The 20,644-nt window shown below is 42.0% G+C and carries 29 protein-coding genes; 4 read left to right on the top strand and 25 right to left on the bottom strand.

From position 1 onward, the window contains the following. Positions 1-14: 14 nt before the first annotated feature. Positions 15-494: a hypothetical protein gene (locus AC23NW_RS31595; protein ID WP_487454581.1), complete on the top strand. Its 480-nt coding sequence runs from the start codon at positions 15-17 to the stop codon at positions 492-494. Positions 495-548: 54 nt separating this feature from the next. Here the strand turns inward: AC23NW_RS31595 and AC23NW_RS31590 are convergent, their stop codons facing one another. The 24 genes from AC23NW_RS31590 to AC23NW_RS31475 all read right to left on the bottom strand — a co-directional run bounded on the left by AC23NW_RS31590 (position 549) and on the right by AC23NW_RS31475 (position 18,364). After that, complete coding sequence (locus tag AC23NW_RS31590; protein ID WP_487454579.1) at positions 549-1,907, bottom strand: LamG-like jellyroll fold domain-containing protein; 1,359 nt, start codon at positions 1,905-1,907, stop codon at positions 549-551. Further along, positions 1,904-3,040: a hypothetical protein gene (locus AC23NW_RS31585; protein WP_487454577.1), complete on the bottom strand. Its 1,137-nt coding sequence runs from the start codon at positions 3,038-3,040 to the stop codon at positions 1,904-1,906. Before AC23NW_RS31585 ends, AC23NW_RS31590 begins: the two co-directional genes overlap by 4 nt. Before the next feature lie 227 nt (positions 3,041-3,267). Next, positions 3,268-3,441: a hypothetical protein gene (locus AC23NW_RS31580; protein WP_487454575.1), complete on the bottom strand. Its 174-nt coding sequence runs from the start codon at positions 3,439-3,441 to the stop codon at positions 3,268-3,270. Between the two features lie 17 nt (positions 3,442-3,458). Beyond that, positions 3,459-5,342 (bottom strand): hypothetical protein, encoded by a 1,884-nt coding sequence (locus AC23NW_RS31575; protein WP_487454574.1) that lies wholly within the window; start codon positions 5,340-5,342, stop codon positions 3,459-3,461. A 6-nt stretch (positions 5,343-5,348) separates the two neighbouring features. Continuing rightward, complete coding sequence (locus tag AC23NW_RS31570) at positions 5,349-5,483, bottom strand: hypothetical protein (RefSeq protein WP_487454573.1); 135 nt, start codon at positions 5,481-5,483, stop codon at positions 5,349-5,351. Positions 5,484-5,496: 13 nt separating this feature from the next. Then, positions 5,497-6,237 (bottom strand): hypothetical protein, encoded by a 741-nt coding sequence (locus AC23NW_RS31565; protein ID WP_487454572.1) that lies wholly within the window; start codon positions 6,235-6,237, stop codon positions 5,497-5,499. A 121-nt stretch (positions 6,238-6,358) separates the two neighbouring features. After that, positions 6,359-7,597, bottom strand: a complete 1,239-nt coding sequence (locus AC23NW_RS31560) for a hypothetical protein (RefSeq protein WP_487454570.1) — start codon at positions 7,595-7,597, stop codon at positions 6,359-6,361. Continuing rightward, the gene (locus AC23NW_RS31555; RefSeq protein WP_487454568.1) at positions 7,587-8,222 is read right to left on the bottom strand and encodes a hypothetical protein; all 636 of its coding nucleotides are present in this window, start codon (positions 8,220-8,222) and stop codon (positions 7,587-7,589) included. Before AC23NW_RS31555 ends, AC23NW_RS31560 begins: the two co-directional genes overlap by 11 nt. Before the next feature lie 12 nt (positions 8,223-8,234). After that, on the bottom strand, positions 8,235-8,834 hold the full coding sequence (locus tag AC23NW_RS31550; protein WP_487454567.1) for a transglycosylase SLT domain-containing protein: 600 nt from the start codon (positions 8,832-8,834) through the stop codon (positions 8,235-8,237). A 511-nt stretch (positions 8,835-9,345) separates the two neighbouring features. Then, positions 9,346-9,624: a hypothetical protein gene (locus AC23NW_RS31545; RefSeq protein WP_487454566.1), complete on the bottom strand. Its 279-nt coding sequence runs from the start codon at positions 9,622-9,624 to the stop codon at positions 9,346-9,348. A gap of 5 nt (positions 9,625-9,629) precedes the next feature. Next, complete coding sequence (locus tag AC23NW_RS31540; protein WP_487454564.1) at positions 9,630-10,208, bottom strand: transglycosylase SLT domain-containing protein; 579 nt, start codon at positions 10,206-10,208, stop codon at positions 9,630-9,632. 1 nt (position 10,209) lies between these two features. Continuing rightward, on the bottom strand, positions 10,210-10,890 hold the full coding sequence (locus tag AC23NW_RS31535) for a hypothetical protein (RefSeq protein WP_487454563.1): 681 nt from the start codon (positions 10,888-10,890) through the stop codon (positions 10,210-10,212). After that, positions 10,891-11,223 (bottom strand): hypothetical protein, encoded by a 333-nt coding sequence (locus tag AC23NW_RS31530; RefSeq protein WP_487454562.1) that lies wholly within the window; start codon positions 11,221-11,223, stop codon positions 10,891-10,893. Between the two features lie 39 nt (positions 11,224-11,262). Next, positions 11,263-11,814: a hypothetical protein gene (locus tag AC23NW_RS31525; protein ID WP_487454560.1), complete on the bottom strand. Its 552-nt coding sequence runs from the start codon at positions 11,812-11,814 to the stop codon at positions 11,263-11,265. A gap of 61 nt (positions 11,815-11,875) precedes the next feature. Next, positions 11,876-12,052 carry a hypothetical protein gene (locus AC23NW_RS31520; RefSeq protein ID WP_487454558.1) on the bottom strand — a complete coding sequence of 59 codons (177 nt, stop codon included), beginning with the start codon at positions 12,050-12,052 and terminating at the stop codon, positions 11,876-11,878. 87 nt (positions 12,053-12,139) lie between these two features. Next, the gene (locus AC23NW_RS31515) at positions 12,140-12,694 is read right to left on the bottom strand and encodes a hypothetical protein (protein WP_487454556.1); all 555 of its coding nucleotides are present in this window, start codon (positions 12,692-12,694) and stop codon (positions 12,140-12,142) included. A gap of 36 nt (positions 12,695-12,730) precedes the next feature. Then, positions 12,731-13,084 carry a hypothetical protein gene (locus tag AC23NW_RS31510; RefSeq protein WP_487454555.1) on the bottom strand — a complete coding sequence of 118 codons (354 nt, stop codon included), beginning with the start codon at positions 13,082-13,084 and terminating at the stop codon, positions 12,731-12,733. Beyond that, entirely contained in the window at positions 13,071-13,559 is a 489-nt protein-coding gene (locus AC23NW_RS31505; protein ID WP_487454553.1) for a hypothetical protein, read from the bottom strand. The genes AC23NW_RS31510 and AC23NW_RS31505 overlap by 14 nt, the downstream gene beginning before the upstream one ends. Positions 13,560-13,561: 2 nt before the next feature. After that, the gene (locus AC23NW_RS31500; protein ID WP_487454551.1) at positions 13,562-14,017 is read right to left on the bottom strand and encodes an LEA type 2 family protein; all 456 of its coding nucleotides are present in this window, start codon (positions 14,015-14,017) and stop codon (positions 13,562-13,564) included. A gap of 73 nt (positions 14,018-14,090) precedes the next feature. Beyond that, entirely contained in the window at positions 14,091-14,753 is a 663-nt protein-coding gene (locus tag AC23NW_RS31495; RefSeq protein WP_487454549.1) for a hypothetical protein, read from the bottom strand. Between the two features lie 402 nt (positions 14,754-15,155). Beyond that, the gene (locus AC23NW_RS31490; RefSeq protein ID WP_487454547.1) at positions 15,156-15,479 is read right to left on the bottom strand and encodes a single-stranded DNA-binding protein; all 324 of its coding nucleotides are present in this window, start codon (positions 15,477-15,479) and stop codon (positions 15,156-15,158) included. A gap of 99 nt (positions 15,480-15,578) precedes the next feature. Then, the gene (locus AC23NW_RS31485; protein ID WP_487454545.1) at positions 15,579-16,472 is read right to left on the bottom strand and encodes a CHC2 zinc finger domain-containing protein; all 894 of its coding nucleotides are present in this window, start codon (positions 16,470-16,472) and stop codon (positions 15,579-15,581) included. A 354-nt stretch (positions 16,473-16,826) separates the two neighbouring features. Then, complete coding sequence (locus tag AC23NW_RS31480; protein WP_487454543.1) at positions 16,827-18,041, bottom strand: VapE domain-containing protein; 1,215 nt, start codon at positions 18,039-18,041, stop codon at positions 16,827-16,829. Positions 18,042-18,130: 89 nt separating this feature from the next. Next, entirely contained in the window at positions 18,131-18,364 is a 234-nt protein-coding gene (locus AC23NW_RS31475) for a hypothetical protein (protein ID WP_487454542.1), read from the bottom strand. 135 nt (positions 18,365-18,499) lie between these two features. On the opposite strand from AC23NW_RS31475, the gene AC23NW_RS31470 reads away from it, so the two are divergent. The 3 genes from AC23NW_RS31470 to AC23NW_RS31460 all read left to right on the top strand — a co-directional run bounded on the left by AC23NW_RS31470 (position 18,500) and on the right by AC23NW_RS31460 (position 20,016). Then, positions 18,500-18,898 (top strand): hypothetical protein, encoded by a 399-nt coding sequence (locus tag AC23NW_RS31470; RefSeq protein WP_487454541.1) that lies wholly within the window; start codon positions 18,500-18,502, stop codon positions 18,896-18,898. A 255-nt stretch (positions 18,899-19,153) separates the two neighbouring features. Then, positions 19,154-19,408, top strand: coding sequence for a GIY-YIG nuclease family protein (locus AC23NW_RS31465; protein ID WP_293841779.1), 255 nt, complete (start codon positions 19,154-19,156; stop codon positions 19,406-19,408). A gap of 47 nt (positions 19,409-19,455) precedes the next feature. After that, positions 19,456-20,016, top strand: a complete 561-nt coding sequence (locus tag AC23NW_RS31460; protein WP_487454539.1) for an NUDIX hydrolase — start codon at positions 19,456-19,458, stop codon at positions 20,014-20,016. A gap of 18 nt (positions 20,017-20,034) precedes the next feature. Here AC23NW_RS31460 and AC23NW_RS31455 read toward each other — a convergent pair whose 3' ends face one another. Next, the gene (locus tag AC23NW_RS31455; protein ID WP_293841773.1) at positions 20,035-20,607 is read right to left on the bottom strand and encodes a C40 family peptidase; all 573 of its coding nucleotides are present in this window, start codon (positions 20,605-20,607) and stop codon (positions 20,035-20,037) included. Between the last annotated feature and the right edge of the window lie 37 nt (positions 20,608-20,644).

The following is a 20,644-nucleotide window of genomic DNA, read 5'->3' as shown; positions in this document are numbered from 1 at the left end:
CCATTCATAACACCATGAAACAATTCGTTTTTTCTCTCTCCCTTGCAACCCTCTCTCTTATGTTTGGATGTCAAAAACAAGAGACGGTTACACCTGTAGACCCAATACCCGGCGAATACTCAATGTCTGGAGTAACCTCGTACACCATTGATGGTGTAAAATCTACTTCGCCATTGTCAGGCACATTGTCCGTATTTGCTGGAAACGCCCAAGGGCAATACTATTTCATCGAGCGTTATAGCACGACCGAATTAGGGTATATGACGTATCATAACAACGGAGGTTTTACAGTTCAGGAGGTGCCGGATTATACTTATCTTAATCAAGTCAAGTATTACGGTTATCAGAAAGGAACGGGCACGACTGCAACACGAACGATTAAAATTACCCGTTCTGCAAATACCAATACATCAACTTATATTGCGCCTACGGGTTCATCCTTCAACTACACGAAGGATATAAAAAAAGAATCAGTGATTACGGCTACTAAGTAGTAAATAATATAAGCAGTCAACAAAAAAGCCCGGCCAATTGGCCGGGCTTTTTATTTAAAAAGTTGGGAAAGGAACTATTGGTACAGAATTAGGACGAGCAACACCAACGGTTAACCTGAAATCAACTATTCGAATATTAGCAAAACCGTCACTATTATGTCCTAAAGTTAATGGAATTGTATTTGATATTAAAGATGCTGTACTAGTGAAAGTCCACCTTTGGACCCCATTTAAATAGCCATAAAATGTATTTCCATTGCGAATAATTTGTACAAAGTAATCCGTATTAACTGATAGGGTTTGGAATGAAGTGCCCGAAGATATATCCCATGAGGTTCCATTACTTGAGGCAAAGAAATATAATGTCCCGTTCGTCCCACCTAACCAAATTAAAAAAGGCCCGAATGAGCTTCCGTTTGCTCTTTTACTTATTACAGCCCCATCTGGTATAGTTGATTTTGTTCTTAGCCAAACCTCAATTGTAAAATTTTGATTAGTTAAATTAAATAAAGAATTATGTGGGATGCTCAAACCAGAATTGATACCATTAAAATCAATAATAGATTGGTTGTATATGTTATTGGTTGTACTAACTTGTGAAGAACCAATAGTTTCAATATTATTTTTTCGTGTAGCATCAAAGATAGATGCATTGTTAAATTCTAAAAATAGTATAGTGTTTGAGTCACTTCCATACTTTGTTGAAGGTGTAAAATTGTTTGTGTATCTAGCCAACTTTGATACTCTATAAAGAGAAATATATCCATAATAAAACGCCCTTCCACCATTGTTATTATCAAAAATTCCAATCCCAATTTGGCTTGTAGAGTTTCCGTAATTAGATGCAGCATTATTGATGGTTAATGCAATTATTCCATTGATATAAACTTTAATGACATTACTCTGTCTTACTAAAGCATAATGAGTCCATACCCCAACATTAGCACCAACGAATACTGAAGAACTATATTCCGTCCCGCTAGAGGAAAGGTAATTTATATATGTTGACCTTAAAGAAAGGTAGCCACCGTTTGTTTTCCAATCCGATTGATTTCCATTTATTGAAAATAAACTTCCATCTCCAAGCGTACTATAGTTCTGACTACCATTTAGGCCCGAAGGGTTAACCCACATTTCTACAGTGAAGTCATTTGAACCAAAAGAAAGTAAGCTTGAAGCCTGAACGAATAAGCTATCGCCACTTCCATCAAAGTAACCACTGCTTAATTCATTTGAAGGACCATATTTCCCTTGTGACACATTTCCGTTTCTTGTTATAGATAAAGCATTAGAAGAGCTATCAACGAAAGTATTATTATTACTTCCGTTGATCCCGGAATTTTTTATTAATAAATGAGTCTGTGCCCAATAAGGATCGTTTTTGCCTGCCTGTTCTTTAAATACTGAAATCATTGGTATTTAGTCCAGTTGCCGTCTAAAACTGTGTTTGATGCGCATACAATGCCGTAAGTATTAACTTTTCCGGCAACCGTATTCATAATTACCGAACTTGGATAAGTTACGGATGGAGTAATGTCTAATGTGAAGTTTCCCGGAGTACCTTGAACAGCACGTATATATATTTTCTTACCTTGGGCTGCGCCAACAATGTTGATTGTAATGTTTGCTTTTAAATTCAAATACAAATCTGTTTCATCAAAGTTAGTGATGTCAAGGTTATAGTTTGTAGACCGGTCTAACAAATCAATTACCTGTCGTTTAGTTGCAGTAGATGCCGTTGCTTTTTGCCCAAGTAGTGTGACAAGTTCATTTATTGCTGCGACAATAGTCGTTTTATTTGTTGTGCTCAACCACTGTCTATCACCTACCTCTAGTACACCAAATTTGCTATTCCAAGAGTTTTTTTCTACATCGGACGTAAATCTATAATCTGTACTTTGCGCAATATTTGCAGGGTTAGTTGCATCAACGTTTGGTACATTATCAAGACTTACATCTGACTTAGAAATAACGACAGCACCTGTACGGCCATTAATACTTACAATATTTCCGGCCCCGCCAATTTCCGCCCAGTTACTAAGAAGTGTAGCGTTACCGCCTGTCAATAAAAATCTTCGGTTTCCAATATCGCTTCTTATTGCTACATCATTATTTTGGGCTACCAGCGCCAGCATTTGAGATTGGGAAGAAACTGTAAAGGTTTCACCAATTGTAATTGCGGGTAGATGTATCTGCGGTATTTTATTATCTGAACCTAATGGAGCAAGGCCGTTAGAGTTGCCTTTTAGAAAATCAATTATTGCATTGACAGTAGCGTCAAAGTCTGATATTGTATTTGCTGCTTGTAACCCTGTGTGGTTTGTTCTGTTTGTCGCGAAAATCTTGGCCGCATCAATTGTAGCTTCATCTATATTACTTGCTATAAATGAAGTAGGCATATTTGACTCAGCTAAGCGACCTGAAATTCTTGTAGCGCTAATTATATCATTTTTGCCCTGCTTATCAGCCAGTAACAAGTACAAAGTATTGAGTTTCTTTACAATAAATGTACGAAGGCTATTTATTTCAATGAATAAGCGTTCCATAATTAGAATGTTATTTCTTGACTTGCGCTGGCGACTTGATCACCCGGATTAAGTGAGTTTATCGTTTTAGTCAATGTCGCTATACGTTGGTTATTATCCCATACCAGATAAAGCAGGATCGCTAAAACACTGAGATAGAAAAAGTCTTTAGTTCCCATTGAAAAGATTTATGTTTAGCGTTATGAGAAACAGCCGGACCAATGGCCCGGCGTTATCCTATTCTACCATTAAGATGTTTTATTCTTCAGCCTTTCGGCTCTTTTTGTTTTTACATGTTCTATCACTTTTTCAAAGGCTGATTCAGCCAAATTGATTAGTAAATCAACAGCAATTTCAACCAATAGCCCACGGCGACTATTTGCGCCCGGTACATTTGCAAGTTCTTGTTTTGTTAGTTTCACGATTTTAGCTGATTTATTTAATAGCCAATTAATTCGAAATTACCACCTGTATTTAAACGGTATTTTAGCTGTCTCATTCCGGGATCGGTCGGTATAGAAATAGTAGTATTAAATGCACCATTGATTTGTTGTATTTGATTTGGTGCTGTCATATTAATATTAATTGGACCTGTACTTGTATTATCATATCGTTTAAATACAATCTCAGTGCCGGATTTAACATCAATAATAGAAATAGGAATGTTCATTGCCTGAGCGGTCGTATTATTTATTGTAATACAATCGTATTGTTTAGGATCAACAGGTATTGCTGGATTACTGTCAAGATAAAGCGTTTTTCTTGGCTTCCTGCTTTCTCCAATTTGTTTTATGTTTGTTTCGTCTAGGGCTAAAACGGTAATCACTTCACCTTGCTGGTATGTCTCATGTACCCCTTGCATCAAGGATAAAGAAGCCGAATTTGACAAATACATTGTCTCTGAGAATTGTAAATTTGCCTGTAAACCTGTACGCATTTTAATGCGCGTTATTTTAGGCGTCGATTCTGTAATATTACCTCTCGTTACTATTACATTTCCAGCACGTAAATAATATAGATCAAGTTCGCATCCAAGAGGTTTATTGTTTGGGTCAATATATTTTAAAGTAATTTCCTGTAATGAATCAGATTGATCTTTGGGGTAATTTGACCAAACAAAATTCTCTTTAGCTTCTTGACGTACACTTAAATTTCCTTGTTCTCGTCTATTATGATATATTTCATTATTAACACAGGCTTGCCCTTGCTGCCAAACCATATCCTTATTTGATCCTGCTTTTAGTGCAAAATAATTATCATGAATTTTATTCATTACAGACATTATATCACCTGTTGCAGAAAGCAATATCCCATAAGGATCAACTACATTGGAGTCGCCTAAAAATAAGCCCGAATTATCATAGATATGCCAATCTGATATATTATGGAGAAGTAAATAAGATACAACGTCATTTGGTATTATCGAGCCACTATTATAGAATAAACAGTTCGATATTTTTCCTTGCTGAACATTAACAAGTCGAATATTAAATTTACGACTTGATATATGACAACCGTCGATTACATAAAAGGGCGCCCCATACATTAAACTTTCAATATCAATTCCTATATCAGAGCCTGTCACAAGACAATGATTTAGGTGGAGACCTTCAATTCCTTTTGCTGCCGATGATCTTACTTTAATACCTACGCTGACATTACCAATTTTGATATTTTGCATGAATGAGTCAACGGCCGCCCTTGCTGAATATAATTCAAACCCAATATCATCTACGTTTGCTCCAGACCCTTCTATTTGAATGTCTCTAAAGGTCATTTGATTTGGGGTCTCTACGTAAATGCCTCTTTTAAAGCCTCCTTTTCTTGGCTGTGCCGTATAAGCGTCAAATCCAGTTATTGTTATGTTTGACAAATAACCTAACTGTTTATGCCTTAATACATCGTTTGAAGCTTGGTTAGGGAAACCATAAATTGTAAGGGCGGTAGCTACTTTACACGATGGGACGGCTTCAAGTGTAATATTTTGTAGGTAAGGAGTATGAAGCCCAAAACGTTGGTCTATTTCTAATAGATTTACATCTTCAAACTGCCTGATTTTACTATTTGGGTTCCCAATTATAGAGACAGGTAAGTTTCTGGCTTTGAGAGTTCCACCAATATTTATTACACCATCAGGTATAAAAAGCTTTTCACCTGAATCAAGTGCATTGTTTAGACTTTTTAAATTTTGTCCAATAGCTAATGCCGTTAAATTTTCACCAACTTTAACCCCAAAACGTTTTACATTTATGCCCGTAAAATTTTCTTTTACTTCCTTAAATGCTAAAAAAGTCTGTGCTTGATCTTGTGTGAGATTACCCATTGGTTTTTAATTTAAAGCGTTAACGTAATTGACAGTTACTCTTTGGGTGCTTTCTAATTCTGTTATTCGTTTTCTGGCATCCCAAGCTAGATAAATCAGAATGGCAAATAAGCCAAGCCCTATATAATCTCTTTTTTTCATTGAGGTTAAGAATTTAAGGAATTGATATGATTAAATCACCGTCAGCGTTGCGTACACCTGTAGGCCGCTTTTCGGCTATAAATACGAACAATGATGCAATAGCAGACAGTATGAAAACTAAGCCTGCTTTTCTGTATCCACCGAATAGATACGCAAATAGAATCAGGGAAATAGCGAAGTACACATAGACCTTTTCGGCAGTCAATAACGCCTTTAATGAGTCGGGAGCAACGAAGCCTCCATATAGGTAAAACCGAATATCGTTACCACTACGGTCGTTGGCCGTTAATAATCCATCTGGTAGCGCAATTGTATAACCACCGACATTGAAGGGCATGTAGCTATTATGCCGGTCGGCAACGCTGGTTTTCTGGAAGAACGTAAGCGGTTGCCGGTCATATGGATTTTCGTAAATACTGACAGGGTGCGAGTGAAACCGGATCGGTAAGGCCCCTGCATTCAAGGCGTCGTTTACAGCTGCATTAAAGTTACCCGGTCTATATGCAGTTTTGCGTTCTACTGTTGTCAACGTATTGGTCAATTGCCGCCATTGGTTAATGATCAATCCGCCTTTACCATCAGCATAAGCATAGAGTATTCCCCCCGTTTCTTCATGTAGCGGATATGCCGCTTTTAGTTCGCGCAAGACAGATGACTTTATAACCACCTGTACCGGATTTCTTAAAACCAGTGTTTTCCGGCCTTCGGTCGTTATCTGTCTGAAATATCCTGCGTTTATCAAATCGGCAATCATAGCACAATTCAGAATTAAATTTGGTCAGTCCGTAACTTTTTGGCTTGTGATAGCTTTGGCCATTGCAGGAGCCTGGAGCGATCAGCGTCCCTCAGGCCCAAAATGCCCATTCGGGACAGAATTATATTTTGTTTGTTACCCTGCCCAATGCCAAAAGCCCAAGTAGTAAAAAGCCAATGACAAGGTACTTTGAACGCTTAATAAAGATCAGCATCAGCACAAAGGCAGTTAGGATCAGCAGCACCCAATCAAATGTCTTAATGGTGCCTGGTGCCGCGTAAAGCACAACGGGTAAGACTTCTGTTTCCAGTGATGGCCCATAAGGCGTACTATCGACAAAGAATTGATTGGTTAATGAGTCTGCCCAATCGGTGCCGTATTGGTCAATCATTAAACCGTATAAATGGTCATGTTGTCCGAATGCTGACAGCCAGTAAGAGCTATTAAAATCAACTCCTTTCCAGACATCAGGAAAAGCATTAATAACGTCGGTTTGGGCCTGTGCTGTAGGGATGTCATATAGCGAGCCAGCGACGGCCGTTAATTGCTCCTGAGCCAATACAAAGGCTAAATTGGGCATCTTGTAGCGTTCCCGGATAGCCGTAAAAACGTACTTGATTTGTTCTGTAAAATCTTGGCGGCTCGTACCTCTGTCATTATATCCATGTTCTACCAGAACTGCCCGTAAACCGGTACGCGGAATATATTGTTCCAGCACTGTTTCAAGCGGGGCATAAGGCATTCTGGATGCTGGTTCTGTTGTACCCGGCGGCAAGGAAGAACGTTGTTTCCCGGCTAGTAACTCGTAAGTCATTTTAAGACTTGAACCACCATAAGCAACGCCGTAGATCAATACCGGTACACCTATACGTTTTACCAGATTGTCACCAAATACTCCCCAGGCATCAGGCACGGTATTAAATGGCCCAATACGCTGTGTCAATGGCCCGAACTCATAAGCCCGTTTATCCATTGTATCAAGCAATGTAATTACCCTTGGGTCATTGGCTGGTTTCTGGTTAATCTGATCGTGCCCACCATCCATGTAAGAATGGCCGAACTTTATAAAGACTTCACCACTTCCCACACGGTTAATGTTCGCAGCGTTAACAGACTTCCCATTAACCACCAGCGAATACCATCCACCAGTAACCCCAACAGTGCCGGCAAAATTGCCTGACTTATCTACTGCTATGGATTGTGTCGTTTTTTGCCCACCGTTTACCGGTGTAAACGTGGCAATTACGGTATCTAATCCAACTGCTCCACTACCAGCAACCGGGATGAAAGCAAAGCCGTTTTTATCGCGCTGGTAGACACAACTGTTAAACGGCTCGGAAAGTATCAGGCTAGTTTGCATGAGGTAAAGCAGATGATAAGAAGTAAAGAATTGCGGCAAAAACGGCGGCAATGATCGACAGGCGAACAGCTGGACTAACAGCAAAAAAATCAGCCTTAAAGTTTACTGGTGTATAGCTTGGCATAAATCGTTGCAATACGATAGATGCTAACCAGACACCACCACAAGCGGCCGAAATATTGAAAAGGATTAATGCCCCGTATTTGAGCAAATAGGATATAAACCCCGTTTCTATTTGACCTGCCGTAAAGTCGCTCAGGAAGTATGCTATAAGAGAAAAGAAGCTGGCAAAAAATAAAGAATTGATTCGACGGTGAAAACGTAAACTTTCAGCTTTCCCGCGTTCATCAGGGGTATTTACATTTTCGGGTAAAATCCCTAATTCTTTCCGTAGCTGAAAGGCTTGTTCGTCTGCATCATCAGCATAACGATACAAAAGCGCTTTATCAGCAATAGCCGCTTTTTCTGCCTGGTTCCGGTAGCTTTCGCCTAGTTCTTCAAATTCTGCCAGCTTATCTAACTGCTCTGCGCGTTGCCTTTCAATTGCTGCCCGTTTTTGGGTTTCAATTTCATCTAACTTAGCTTTTAAGTCAGCCGCTTCTTTATCAAAATCCTGTAATTCCATGATAATGAATGGTTAAGTTGTTTCGGGAACAAACCGTCGTATCTGGCTTTTAACATCGGTAATTGTTATTAGCCCGTCCCGATTGGTGTCTAATACACGATTGTAGGAATAGCGCCGCCTGTCTAATGCCGTTTTGCCGTGGCGTCGATACAAAACGGTATGATCAGGACAGCCCAAAAAGCGCGGAGCAAAAACCACTATGTAAACGTCATAAGGGTTATTCATTCGGCCGCAATAGGGCTTGAAATATTTTTCTACCCACTTTAATTGTTCGACGGCTGACAGCCCGGATAAATGCCCCGTAGTTGTACCAAGGTGGCTTGCTGTTGTCGGAATGAATTGGATAAGCCCTACGGCACCACTGTATTTATTACGAATATTGGGCCTAAAGCTGGAGCCAGTTTCAAAGCGCATTACAACCATTAACCATTCGGGTTGCACCTTTAAGCGTGTTGCCATTTCTGTTACTTCACTGATGAATGCTGCCCGATAAGGCGCTGGTACATATTCGGCGTATAGAAGAGTTTTGGGCCGGTAATGGGAATGGTTTTGACTGCCAGCAAATGACAATGATGTTACCAGCAGCATTAACATCAGTAGGAAATATTTCATTTAGGGGATAGGGTCAAGGTGAACAAAAAGGGCCGGGACGTTGCCCCGGCCCGTAATGGTTTGGATCGTCGTGTGCTTAGATCGTCAGTTCGTCGGCGGGAACATAATGCCGGGTTTCGATTAACACATCAACGGTGCCGGTTCCTGTGTACATGTTGAAGGTTACATTTTCCTTCATCCCAACAGATGAATGGTAAGGAGACAGCGAGTTATTTAAACTCGCAACAGTTGTGTTACTGTCAAGTCGGACCATTCCCATTGTTGCATCAATAATTGGCTTTACCAGTGTCGAGTTTGCAGCCGTTACCGCTGTATGAGTCGGGAACGTCTGGACTATAGTAGCCTCACGCTGCCGAGTAATCTGAACTGATTGCCCACTTGTCAAAACCTGCGCAAGACATTCGTCTCCCTCAATGGCTATTGTTTGAGGTGTATTTAGGGCCAACGTCAATAGCCGGAATGTTGACCGGGACACAAAGCTTTTTACCATTTTAGTTAAAATCGGGGTTACTTAATTTTCAATGAATAGGACAGCAGAACCGCCAAAGCCTTGTGTAATCGACACATTGTAAGTGCCTGTTTTTAGCGAACGTGTTTCGCCTGGTTTCAATGCGAAAAGTGCATTCAGTACGCTTTGCTTTGGCCCATATTCTAGGATTTCCAGGGCTTGGTCAGTATCAGCATCTGTTACAAAAACAGAGGATGTACCAGTATTGATAATCGTTGTTTTGTCTCCGACTTTGGCGGTAACAGTTTTGTCTTCAGAGATAGGAATAAATAACTTTGGCATTTGGGTTAGGAGATTTTGAAAAGTATAAAACCAATTATAATAGCGCCCAAAATCGGACCGTATGCTTGGGTTACGGTTTGGCCTGTATCTGTGCCTGCCGGGATGTACCGGCTTATTACCTGTTTAATTTCACCGATGGTTATTACTCCATCGTTGTTTGTGTCAAGTGCTTTGTTTGCCGTGTATTGAACAGATGGGCTACCGTAAACTTTTTGTGCGTCAGGGCGACCGACATAAGCAGGAGCGAATACCGCCATGTATACTTGGTACACATCTGTCATTTTTCCGACATAAGGCTTTAGGTACTTTTCTACGTAGTCCAATTGAGTAATAGCATCCATGTTACGCAATTGGTCTAATGTCACCCCTAAGCCGCTAATCCCCACTTGGGTAAACTGGATAAGGCCATAGGCATTTGCATTCGGATTCTTAACCGATGGCGAAAATGTCCCGGCTGACTCGAACCGCATTACAATCATTAGCCAATCAGGCTTAATACCCAGACGGGCCGAAATCACTTTTACTTTTTCGATAAATGCAGTCCGGTAAGATGCCGGAACCATGCTTTCATATGCAAGGGCCATGTTAAACCAGTTTGATAGATGCTTTGTGGACGTATACTTTCACATCGTAAAGCCAGTCAAAAACGTGTGCGGTTTTGACGACAACGAAACGGGTTTTGGTGCCGGTAACCATTAAGTCTTGTTCACTATCAAATGTCCCGATGGTTTCCCCTTTTTTTGCCTGACGCTCGATAACCGTAGGCTTTTCAAAAGAGCGTATATTAACGGTTTGAATCGCTACAACCGACTTTGTCTTAGTTACTACGGTGCCATTACTGGTTGTAGTAGTTGTTGTCGTTGTACTACCTTGTCCGTTTCGCTTATATACGATGTCGTAAAACTTTTGCAGGTCAGTCCGGCTTAATTCATTCTGCAAATCAAGTGTCAACTCAGAACCGTAAAGTGTTCTATATGCGTCTGAAACAGCCGGGTAGCTTTCAATGGCCGATGCTGTTTGCATAATTAAATCAACATCAGTTCCATCTACAGACATTAGATAACTGATGCCTGATTTATTCATGGCATCGCGTAAAGCCTGCGCCTGTTGTGTTGGTTTGTCAATGCCAGCTTGCTCTAAGTACAGTTGTTGCCGGGTCTTATTGACACCATTTACTAACAGATATACGGCCGTTGCTCCTAAGCCAATCAAAAGCAGATTGTTGTATCCCCCGTCATTGAGACTCTTAAGCCGGTCATTTTCCATTTAGATAAAGGTTTTTAAGACACCCCAAAACGGAATTTGCTTTGTAAGTTCAGGGTATGCCTGTTCAAAATCAGCAGGTTTCAACCCGCCTTTTGTTTGTGCTTTTTCCTTAAGCTGGATAGCTTTACGGATGTTGTCAGGTGTAAAAATCATACGGCTAAATGCCGGGTCTGCTTTTACGCCGTCCCGAAGTTCTTCAAGTACTGTGATTGCCGTAACGGCATCGCCGGTTGCATCAGTAAGCGAGTAGAACAGATCAGCCAAAACCGTTTGTACATACTCTTTGGTTATTACCTGTGCTTGATTATCAGGTTGATTAAGCTCTTTTGCCATAATGGTAGAAGTTGGGTTTGGGGTCTACGGGGAAAGGGTTTAGAATAACTTTCCGCCCTCAAATACTCGTTTAATTTCGCTGCCTGCTTTAGCCAGTTCAGCGCCTTTACGTGTCATTTCCAGAATGTCAGGTGTGCCGTCTTCGTCTTCATCTGCCAATATTTTTTCTAGCTTTTCGACGCGTTTTTCCAGATCTTTAACCAGATCCACCATTGGCCCGAATTTGTCATGCATTTGCTCAAAGAGCAGGGTACGGCGAGTTTCGTTCTGGATTTGTAAAAGCACATGATCAGGTATGCCATAGGCATTATTACTTTGTGCCATTGGGGTAGGGGATTGGCTGGTTGGTTGTCCCTGGCCTTTTGAAAATGGAAACTTAAAGGAACCTGACCGATTGGCCGCTTTGTCGGAACACTCCAGCTTGTAAGAACCAGATGGCCAAAAACGAGATGCTTCCCGAAACCTTGAAATACTATCTTCTACATTATCGGTGTTCGTGCATTCCGCAATTTTTGAATTACCTGAGAATACCCACCAATATGCGGTCTGGTTATGCCGTAGATATTCGATAGCGGTTTCTACAGTGTCCATAGTTTAGGATTCGGTTATGAGTAGAAACTTGCCCGGAAAGCTATGCCCGCCGGGCTTTATGTTATCGCTTTGCCTTGATTTTCTTCGCCGTAGCGATCAGTGATTTTTTTGCGTTTTTGTCCTTGTCAAGCTGCGCGTTGTATTTGTCAACATCCTTACATTTTTCAACGTGACGCGCCCAAACTTCTTTACTCGCTGATTGCTTCGGGCTTTTTGGGTACTTCTTATACTTTGCCATTGTAGCAAATTGATTAAGGGGTAGAACTGTGTTTTTATGGTTGCCCAAGCCCATACAGATTGGGCAACCAAAATATTTTGTATACGATTACCGGCGTTTCCGCTTGCCCATTCCAAGGGCCGGAGCGATAAACGGTTTCCAGAGAACAGCGAGCAGAATAAGTGCAACGAGCCACCAGTAGTTTGACAGGAATGTTTGTACTTGCTCCATGAACGTTGGTGCTGAATACTTGGTGTCTGTTGTGGTAGTGCCGGTTGTAGTTGTAGTGCCGGTTGTGGTTGTTGTGCCGGTTGTGGTTGTTGCTGTGCCACCTGTAGGAGCAGGCATACTTACCCAATCCCCCGCAACATCAATATAATAGTCAAATGCAATGCCTGTTGATGGCTGCTTGTAGGCGGGAATGTTGCCAACGATTTGATTGTCAGTGTATGGGCCTAATGCGCAATCTGCGGAAGCGTAATCAAAGACAAAGTTTGCACCTGCGGTAGACCCTCGTAGGTTATCAGCAAAAGCGGGCTGTTTAGCTTGCAGCTTACCTAAATTCAGATCACCAACAAGAATGATTTTTTTGCCGGCGACAGTAGCATCATCTACGAAAACGGGGCCGGTACGGCCTAAAAAGCCGACTTGTACAATTGCCATTGTGAAAAAGGAAAAGGTTAAAGAATGATTGAAAAATTAAATTGTCCGGGAGAAAACAGGGTTAAGATTGGTCCAACCTTTATCCGGTGTAAAGTCACTGACGAATTTTAAGCCACTACCCAACGACTGCACGTTAAAGCGGTCGTCCAATGTGGTAGATTGGTCAGACGCGAACTTTAATTCAGTAGCGAAGGCTGGTGTTGGTTCATCAGAAAACTTGTTTGCAACAGACGAAAAGACACCAATGCTTTTCAGAAACTGCCGGGTTCGTAACCGTACCCGGCCGGTTTCGTCTCCTGTCATCACATACCGCCGGGTTTCATGGACAACCTCGAAAATTGGACGGTTGAGACCTGTTTGCCCGATTTGGGCAACTCTAACGTTTGGCATTTTTAGAAGGGTTTAGAAATAGGAAATACCCCAGAATCAGTAATATCAAGAATGTGATAATCAGTACTTTAGGGTCTGTGAAGTCGATGTTAAACACCCGATTAGTCGTGTCCGGTGCGTTACTGGTTGTAGTTGTTGCAGTGTCTTTATCTGCTGCATAACGTCCGGTCGTATCCGTGACGTTGGTATATCCTGCCAGCAACAGATTTTGGTTTTTCAAAACACCGTTGCGTACAAGAATAGCAAGTGCCTTATCACCATATTTCAAAATGAAATCAAGGGTATTGGCCAGCTTTGTATTACCGGTTGTTGTTGCCTGTTGTTTAGCCGCTGTTACATCAGCCGTCATACGGGTATCTGTCAATGTATCCGCTTCATCGAAATAACCGATTTCATCAAGGTAATCCAGTATTTCGGCATTAGTAGGAGGGGTAACAGAAGAATCCCAGAGCGAGTAAGGGTCAAAAAAAGCCATTGTTAGAATTGGGGTAAAGTGAAGTCGAACGATTGAGAAACAGGAACCTGAAACCCTTCTGCATAGACTAACCCGTCAATGGTAAGCCCTACTTTACCACTCTTAAGGGCATTAAAAATGCTCCCAGCGGCCGTAATAAGGTCGTAATAGGCAATTGTTACACGAACAGGTAAAATGGTTTGGCCATTAGGAGCAATTGTAATTGCGTCGGATAATATGGCCTTACCTAAGAACTTTCCGGCGCTCATTACATCGAAGTCAGCAGATTTTACCCTTACTGAACCACTGACCACATTACGGGCAGTTAATGGCAGGTCAAACGTAAGCGAGCCGCCCCGTAAACTTACGTTCTTAGGTACTCCAACAGAAAACTCTAACTGCCTTGCCGTACTAACCTTGTTAAGTATGTACAGGCTGATTATCAGCACAATTGCGAGTATGATAAAGCCTTTTTTCATAATTCTTTGGGTTGGCCCGGTCTATCGGGTTTATATTACCCTTAGTGCCGGGCCGGTCGGGCGGGGTTTTATTTCATTTACGCTGCTTAGAGCGCTTTTTTGCATAGATTAATGATGCTGCCAATAAACCAGCGCCACCTATTAAAAGCGTTGTGTTTGAGACGGTTGGGGCATTACTAGTCGTAGTTGTTGTAACTGATGTCTGTACTTTTTTTAGTTCACCTGTGAAGGTGTCTCTTAGGGCAACTAACATCTTGACATCCTGAGCATAAGATTGGATTAGTTGCTGTGTTTTGGCTGTTTCTACAGCTTCGGCGGCTTGTTCTTTACCAACTGCATAACTGGCAAATGAACCAACCAGAGGGACAGCCGATAGCACGGAGGTCATTAAACGTAAAGCAACATCGTAGCCGCTTTGTCCTGAGCTTTTTAAATTATCAAGTAATGCATCTGTACGTGCCTTGATAAATAAAAGGCGTTCATTAATAGCGGCAATTCGGTCAGATAACCATTTTGCCCGTTCGTCCTCCGTGCTGCCGGTGTAAGCTACTTTAACCGCATTTACTGTATCAATTGCCTGTTGGTTTGTCTGACGTATGGCCGTCCGTATTTCATCCGGTAAGTAAATCGACTTTTTAGGCGACCAGGGCCAAAAGCCGCCGGGAATACGGGCAATTACTATATCAGGGTCTGTGAAATCGCCAGTACCTGTATATGTTGCGTTTGTATCGGCCATTCTGCTTTTGCAATTAAGTTTGATACAAATATGGTGTGCTTTTTAGGGTGCTTTTTGGTTTGCGTATCTATGTGTTTATATTTGAGTGTTAACGCATAAAAACGTAGGTATGAGCCAAAATTATCTAGTTCGGACCCAAGGCAGTTTTACCAAAAAGGACTTTCTTGTAATGTATGGAGGGGTAAGAATGTCAACGTTTGAAGCATGGATTGAAGATATAAGGGGAGAAATAGGATGGAAGCCTGGCAAACAAATATTCCCACCTAAAACAGCCTTACGGATTATTGAGCATATAGGACAGCCTTTGAATGTGAAGGTCATGGAGATTTAGTTTTGTGGATGGTTATAAATAATAAACCCCGGTCTGTGTAGGCCGGGGTTTATCGTTTCTGAAAGTATGTGTCAATCTTCCTTTACAGCTAATAGCTTTAACTCATTTACATAAAGGGCCAAATCAATACTTTGCCCACCGTCTCGGTTCGTATAGAGTTTTGGCTTTAATAATCCCTCTAGATATAGCTGAGAGCCTTTTGTAATGTACTGTGCGAGTGCATCCGTTTTAACCGGATAGGTACAGTTGTACCAGGTAGTGTTTTCCTGCTGTTGTCCGTTCCGGTCTGTATACCGATCATTTACGGCAATAGTGAAGGCAAGGAACATACGGTTTTCTGATTGACGGGCAATAGCCGGACTTCCGACGTTCCCGATAATGATTGTCTTTTGCATTGTGATAGTTGATTAAAGCCTTGTAAAAGCCTGAGTGAAAAAATAGAAAAGCCTGTTTAAAGCCCTTTAAAAGCCATTAGAAAGCTATAGCGTATATTGTTATAGGGTTTGTAAGAACTCGTTAAAGTCTTTGTGCGGAGCATAAAGCTTTGACCTATCAATGACATTAACGCCCTCTTTTCGTAGTCGGTCCAAAGCTTTACGTCCGGCGCTGTCATTATCCAGAAAGGAAAATACAGTGTGAGCGTTTTTAAGCGCCGGTAGAGCATGGTTAAGATGTGAAACTGAGTTTAAGACAATGGTAGTATTGTGCATTTTGGTTGTCTTAAACCATACACAAGCCGACAGGAAGGAAAAGAATCCTTCAAAAAGATTGATACATGTAGAGCCTTCAATCGGTAAGGTGCTAATGGTGGCTTGACCTACCCAAGACTTATAATTTTCAGATCGTACCGCCCAGCTACCGGCATCAGTTCGGAATCCAATGCCGAAGTAATTCTTTGACATGCCGGTTTTCTTATCGGCCCGTTGAAAGTGGATTTGCCGGCAATAAGGAGAGATAAACGAGAACGGAATTTTACGGGTTAGTTCGGCATAGTTCAATAATGCAGGGTGTTGAAGTGTTCGAATGAACGTTATCACAGTTGTGTCGTAAGTATCGTTAATTGTGGCGCCAGCCGGTTTGGCGGTGTCAAAATTAACCAATGCAGAACCCATAAAGGATTGCAATCGCTTAATGGCCGTGGGAAAATTGATACGTTCAAGTATCATTGCCAACCTGATTATATCGCCTTTCTCACCTGAAGAATAGTCATTGAATACATTTTCTTTTTCGTTGACGAAAAACGAAGCGGTGCTTTCGTTCGTAATTGGAGAGCAATACGAATACTGATTCTTGCCGTCCTGCTTGGCTGCGGGAAAGAAGTTTTTTGACAGTAAATAAGAGGTTATAGGCACTTGTTTAACCTGCTCTATTATAGTTTGATCAATCATTTAATTTTTGGTTTTGTGCTTTTTCTTTAGCGGCATAATACAATTTTATTTTAGCCGCTAAAGAAAAAGCGACGGTTCAAGAAAAGATCTTTTTAAAAGTTTTCAAAAAACATCGTACAACACTTACTACTTACAACATTTGACTACAACAGACTGATTTGCTCCCTCTTACCAACTACTATCACATAAAAACAACCTACAACACTTTCAAACCTACACCCTTAAATGTTGTAATTTGTTGTATGTTGTTGTAAGAGAAAAAAGAAATACTTACAACATGTAAATCACTGATATATAGTATGTTTTGTTGAATGTTGTAAGTGTTGTAAGTAAAAATATCAGAAAGAGTATTTTTTAAAATGGCACTAAAATTGGGGTTGCTGGTTGGTTTTCCTGATTCAGAAGTAATCGTCTTAACCAATAACCGTAAGCTACACTTTGTCCTATTCTGTGCGACTTTCGTTCGACCTTCATTTTGGTTAATGCCCGTCCGACTTGTTCTGAGCTAATGCGAATAGTGTTCCCAGACTCTATGGTGAGTATTTGCGCTAATTGGTAAGGCTGGTAAAACTCGCCACCATCGCTTTTTTCGCATGGTATGAAGTGTTGAAGTAGCATTTGATATTCAACAGTCCTTTGGCCGTATTTCTCATTATTCTGTTCAGAATGTGCAAGTTCTTCTTTGCTGAGCTGAACGGGATAATTATTCTGAAACAAGAAAAAGGCTTGCGCCCAAACTTTGTTAATATCAACATCTACGTAGCCCCCCGGCTCCCCGTTGTTGTGGTTTATGTGAAGTACTTCAAATACTACCCATCTGACATTTCCGGTTTCATCGACAAGAAATTCACGCTTATTGGTGGAGCCAACAAATGACGCTTTTCTGAGCATCAGCGAGTCTTTTTTGTCGTATGGTAAACGAACTTTAATTTGTGACTCAGAGAACGTGGCTTTGACCTGGTTAACGTCTTGTTTTGTTAGTGCAGACAGTTCATCAAGGTTCAGTAGAAAATTCTCCGCTAAGGCCCGTTTAGATTCTTTGCCGATGATGTCAGGATTCTTTTTGTAGTAGTCCCAAAGTGGTGTGCTATGTACCAAAAACTCCCAGAAGTATGTTTTCCCATCGTTCTGATTCGAAAACAACGTTAGGCATTGCTTATTAAAAGATATGGTGCCGTATACCTGTGCAATCATACGTACAAGCATCTTTTTAAATTGTGCTTGCCAAAATCCATCGTCGGTAGTTCTTACGTAAGAAGCCAGCAGGTTTATAAAGTCTGTTTGTTCGTCCCATGCCGACAGCGATTCAAAGTAATGTGTGATCGGGTTGTAACGCTCGACAAAATCAGGGTTTTTAAGCATCGCGGTAAGTTGCTTTTCAAAACCTGTGAATCCCTGCTCAAATAGCTCGCATTCAAGTACAGCAGGGTCTAACGGTTTATAGTCAGTAGCTGCCTTGGCCTTATACTCCAGATCCACCGCTACGGTGTTGAATCTGAAATCGTACCTACTCGATAAGTAATCCCGAATCAGTACGAATTTTGGCACTTTATCCCCTGCCTTGCTCATTGCCTAAAAATGTGCTTAATAGTTGTAGTCGTGATTAAATCAATCTCTTTTATACAAATCATAGCGGTGCTGCCGGTGTGACAGAAAGGTTAAGGGTTAGGGTTGAAGCCTAAGTGTTTTATGGCCGCTATTACAATTTTATATGGCGTTTCACCGGTATTTGATTTGTATTGCCATGTTTGCTGAAATCGTTTCAGATAGTTTACACCATCAGCGAATTGCGCTTCAAGCAATTCCGCGCTAAATCGCATTTTCTGTTGTTTCTGAGCAGTTTCGTAAGCAGTGCCAAGGGAGCTTTTTTGTGGAGTCGCTTTTGTTTTCATAATAAATAAATGGTCTTGTACGCTGTTTTCGATGTGTCGTGTTTTATTTTCGTTATATCGAACGCACAATGATAACCAAAAACAATCCTTTTTGTCAAACTTTTTGTCAAACTTATTTTACTTGATTCATTGGGTATGGAGAATCACGGGGAGAAACTTGAAACAATCATTAGAGACAAAGGCTTTTCTATCAGGGGAATAGCTGAAAAACTAGGGGTCCATCGAAACTCGGTAGACAAGCAATTACGATCCAAAAAAATATCTAGACTTGTACTCAATAAGTATGCTAAAATATTGAAGTTTGATGTTGATGAGTTCTATGACTCACCCATAAAGCAACCCGACATTGAGAGTGACAGAGATAACGGTTCTATGGTTCCTATGGAATTATACATAGAGCTTCAGCAGAAGTTTATGGATCAACAAGCCGCTTATATAAAGCTTCAAGCAGATTTTTTAGAGTTGACGAAACGTTTTTTTCCGAGTGCAACACAACCGGTATACACACAGGGCAGGGGTATGGCCTTGGTATAAACGATAATGAAACCGTTGGAAAACAGAAAGGTAAGTAGCTGTTTTTTAGGGGATAAGATAAGCCCCGCGTTGCAAGTGGTGGAGTACAGCGGTAAAAAGTCCGACTATCTCCACAAATACAGTCAATAAAAAGCCGCTACGATTAGCGGCTTTTTTGTTTATCTTGCTGTAAAAAAATCCCGATAAGTCGTATTTTAGCAAACTACAAGTACGTAATTAGCGAGTAAGGGTTGAAACTTCTCGTGTGTCAGATACATGCATACTGTCTATATCATTTACAGCGAGTCGCTTGACAATTATCATATTGGTCTGGCTCGTGATCTGCAAATCGCGCTTTGGCAGCATAATGCAAAAGCAGTTCCGGCTACGGCCGACGGGAAGCCCTGGGTGCTGAAATTCTCGAAAAGTTTTGAAACACGTAAAGAAGCCCAAAGCCTGGAAATGAAACTCAAACACCGGAACCGCGAGTTTTGGGAGGAGTTGATACAGTCGGCTGCCGTGGGTCAGTAACACATCAGCACACAATTGCCATCGGAAGGTGGCATTTTTTTTTGCCTATGGTTCTCCTGGAAGTATTCGATGAAGCCAATCAGCCGCTTGGCATTACCAAAGAAAAAGCCGCTGTGCATACCGACGGTGACTGGCACCGTACGTCGGAAATCGTGGTCATTAACCCACAAAACGATATTTTGCTGAGCCTCCGGCACCCGGACAAAAAATACCTGCCCAACTTCTGGGACGTTTGTCTGGGCGGTCACCTCGATCCGGGCGAAAGCTACGAATCGGCGGCCTGCCGGGAACTGGAGGAGGAAATCGGGATCAAACCTGCCGACGGCGAACTGGTTTACCTGGGCGTTATGGATGTGGTCGCTATTGATCCGGCCTGCCAGCTGATTGACCGTGAACATGCCGGCGTGTTTGTCTGGCGGGTGGATGTGCCACTTGAGGCGTTGCAGATGCAGCCGGATGAAGTTGCCGACCTGAAATGGGTGTCTATGGATGCGGTAATGGCGGATATGGACAGCGAAACACCTTCCCTGCGGTTTACCCCGCCGCATCATACGTATCGGGAAACGTTACAGTGGGTGAAAAAGTGGCTCAGTGCCCGCCAGGCATAAGCTGGCAGGTACTGAGGCTCAGAAAGGCCGGACTGCCTTCACAAACCGGCCTTTAAAATAATCGGTGAACAGGTTGTCTTCACGCACCCCCCGCGATGAGGAAGCGTGAATAAACCGGATATCGCTCCGGCCGCGCACTTCCGTGACAATGCCGGTATGGGAAATATAGCCCGCTTTCCCCTTGTCCGGCACAAAAAAGAGCAGGTCGCCGGGGCGCACTTTGTCAACTTCTACTTCGTAACCAATCTCCGACTGCTGCCACGAAATGCGCGGCATCTGCAACCCGACTGTGGTAAAGGCGGCGAAGAGCAGCCCCGAACAGTCGATGCCTGACGTAGACGTACCACCCGACCGGTAGGGAGTCCCGGTATAGGTGCGGGCAATACTCACAACGTCTTTTGCATACTGCCGCTGGTAGGTAGATGCATCGACAACCTTACCCGCCGGTTTCACCGCACCGGGGCGGCTGCCGGGTTTCGGGGCGGGGTTCCGGTAAACGACCGGCTCCGGTTTAGACCGGAACAGACTGCATGAAGTAAGCAGAAACAGAAAAACAAAGGAAAGGAACGTAGTAGTTTTCAGTTGTTGCATACGGCTCGATGCTTGGTAAATTTCTGTAAGGTTGTCA

The sequence above is a fragment of the Arsenicibacter sp. R0_47 genome, from assembly GCF_057652235.1.
The sequence above is the reverse complement of the archived record's forward strand: the minus strand, read 5'-3'. Positions and strand labels throughout refer to the sequence as shown.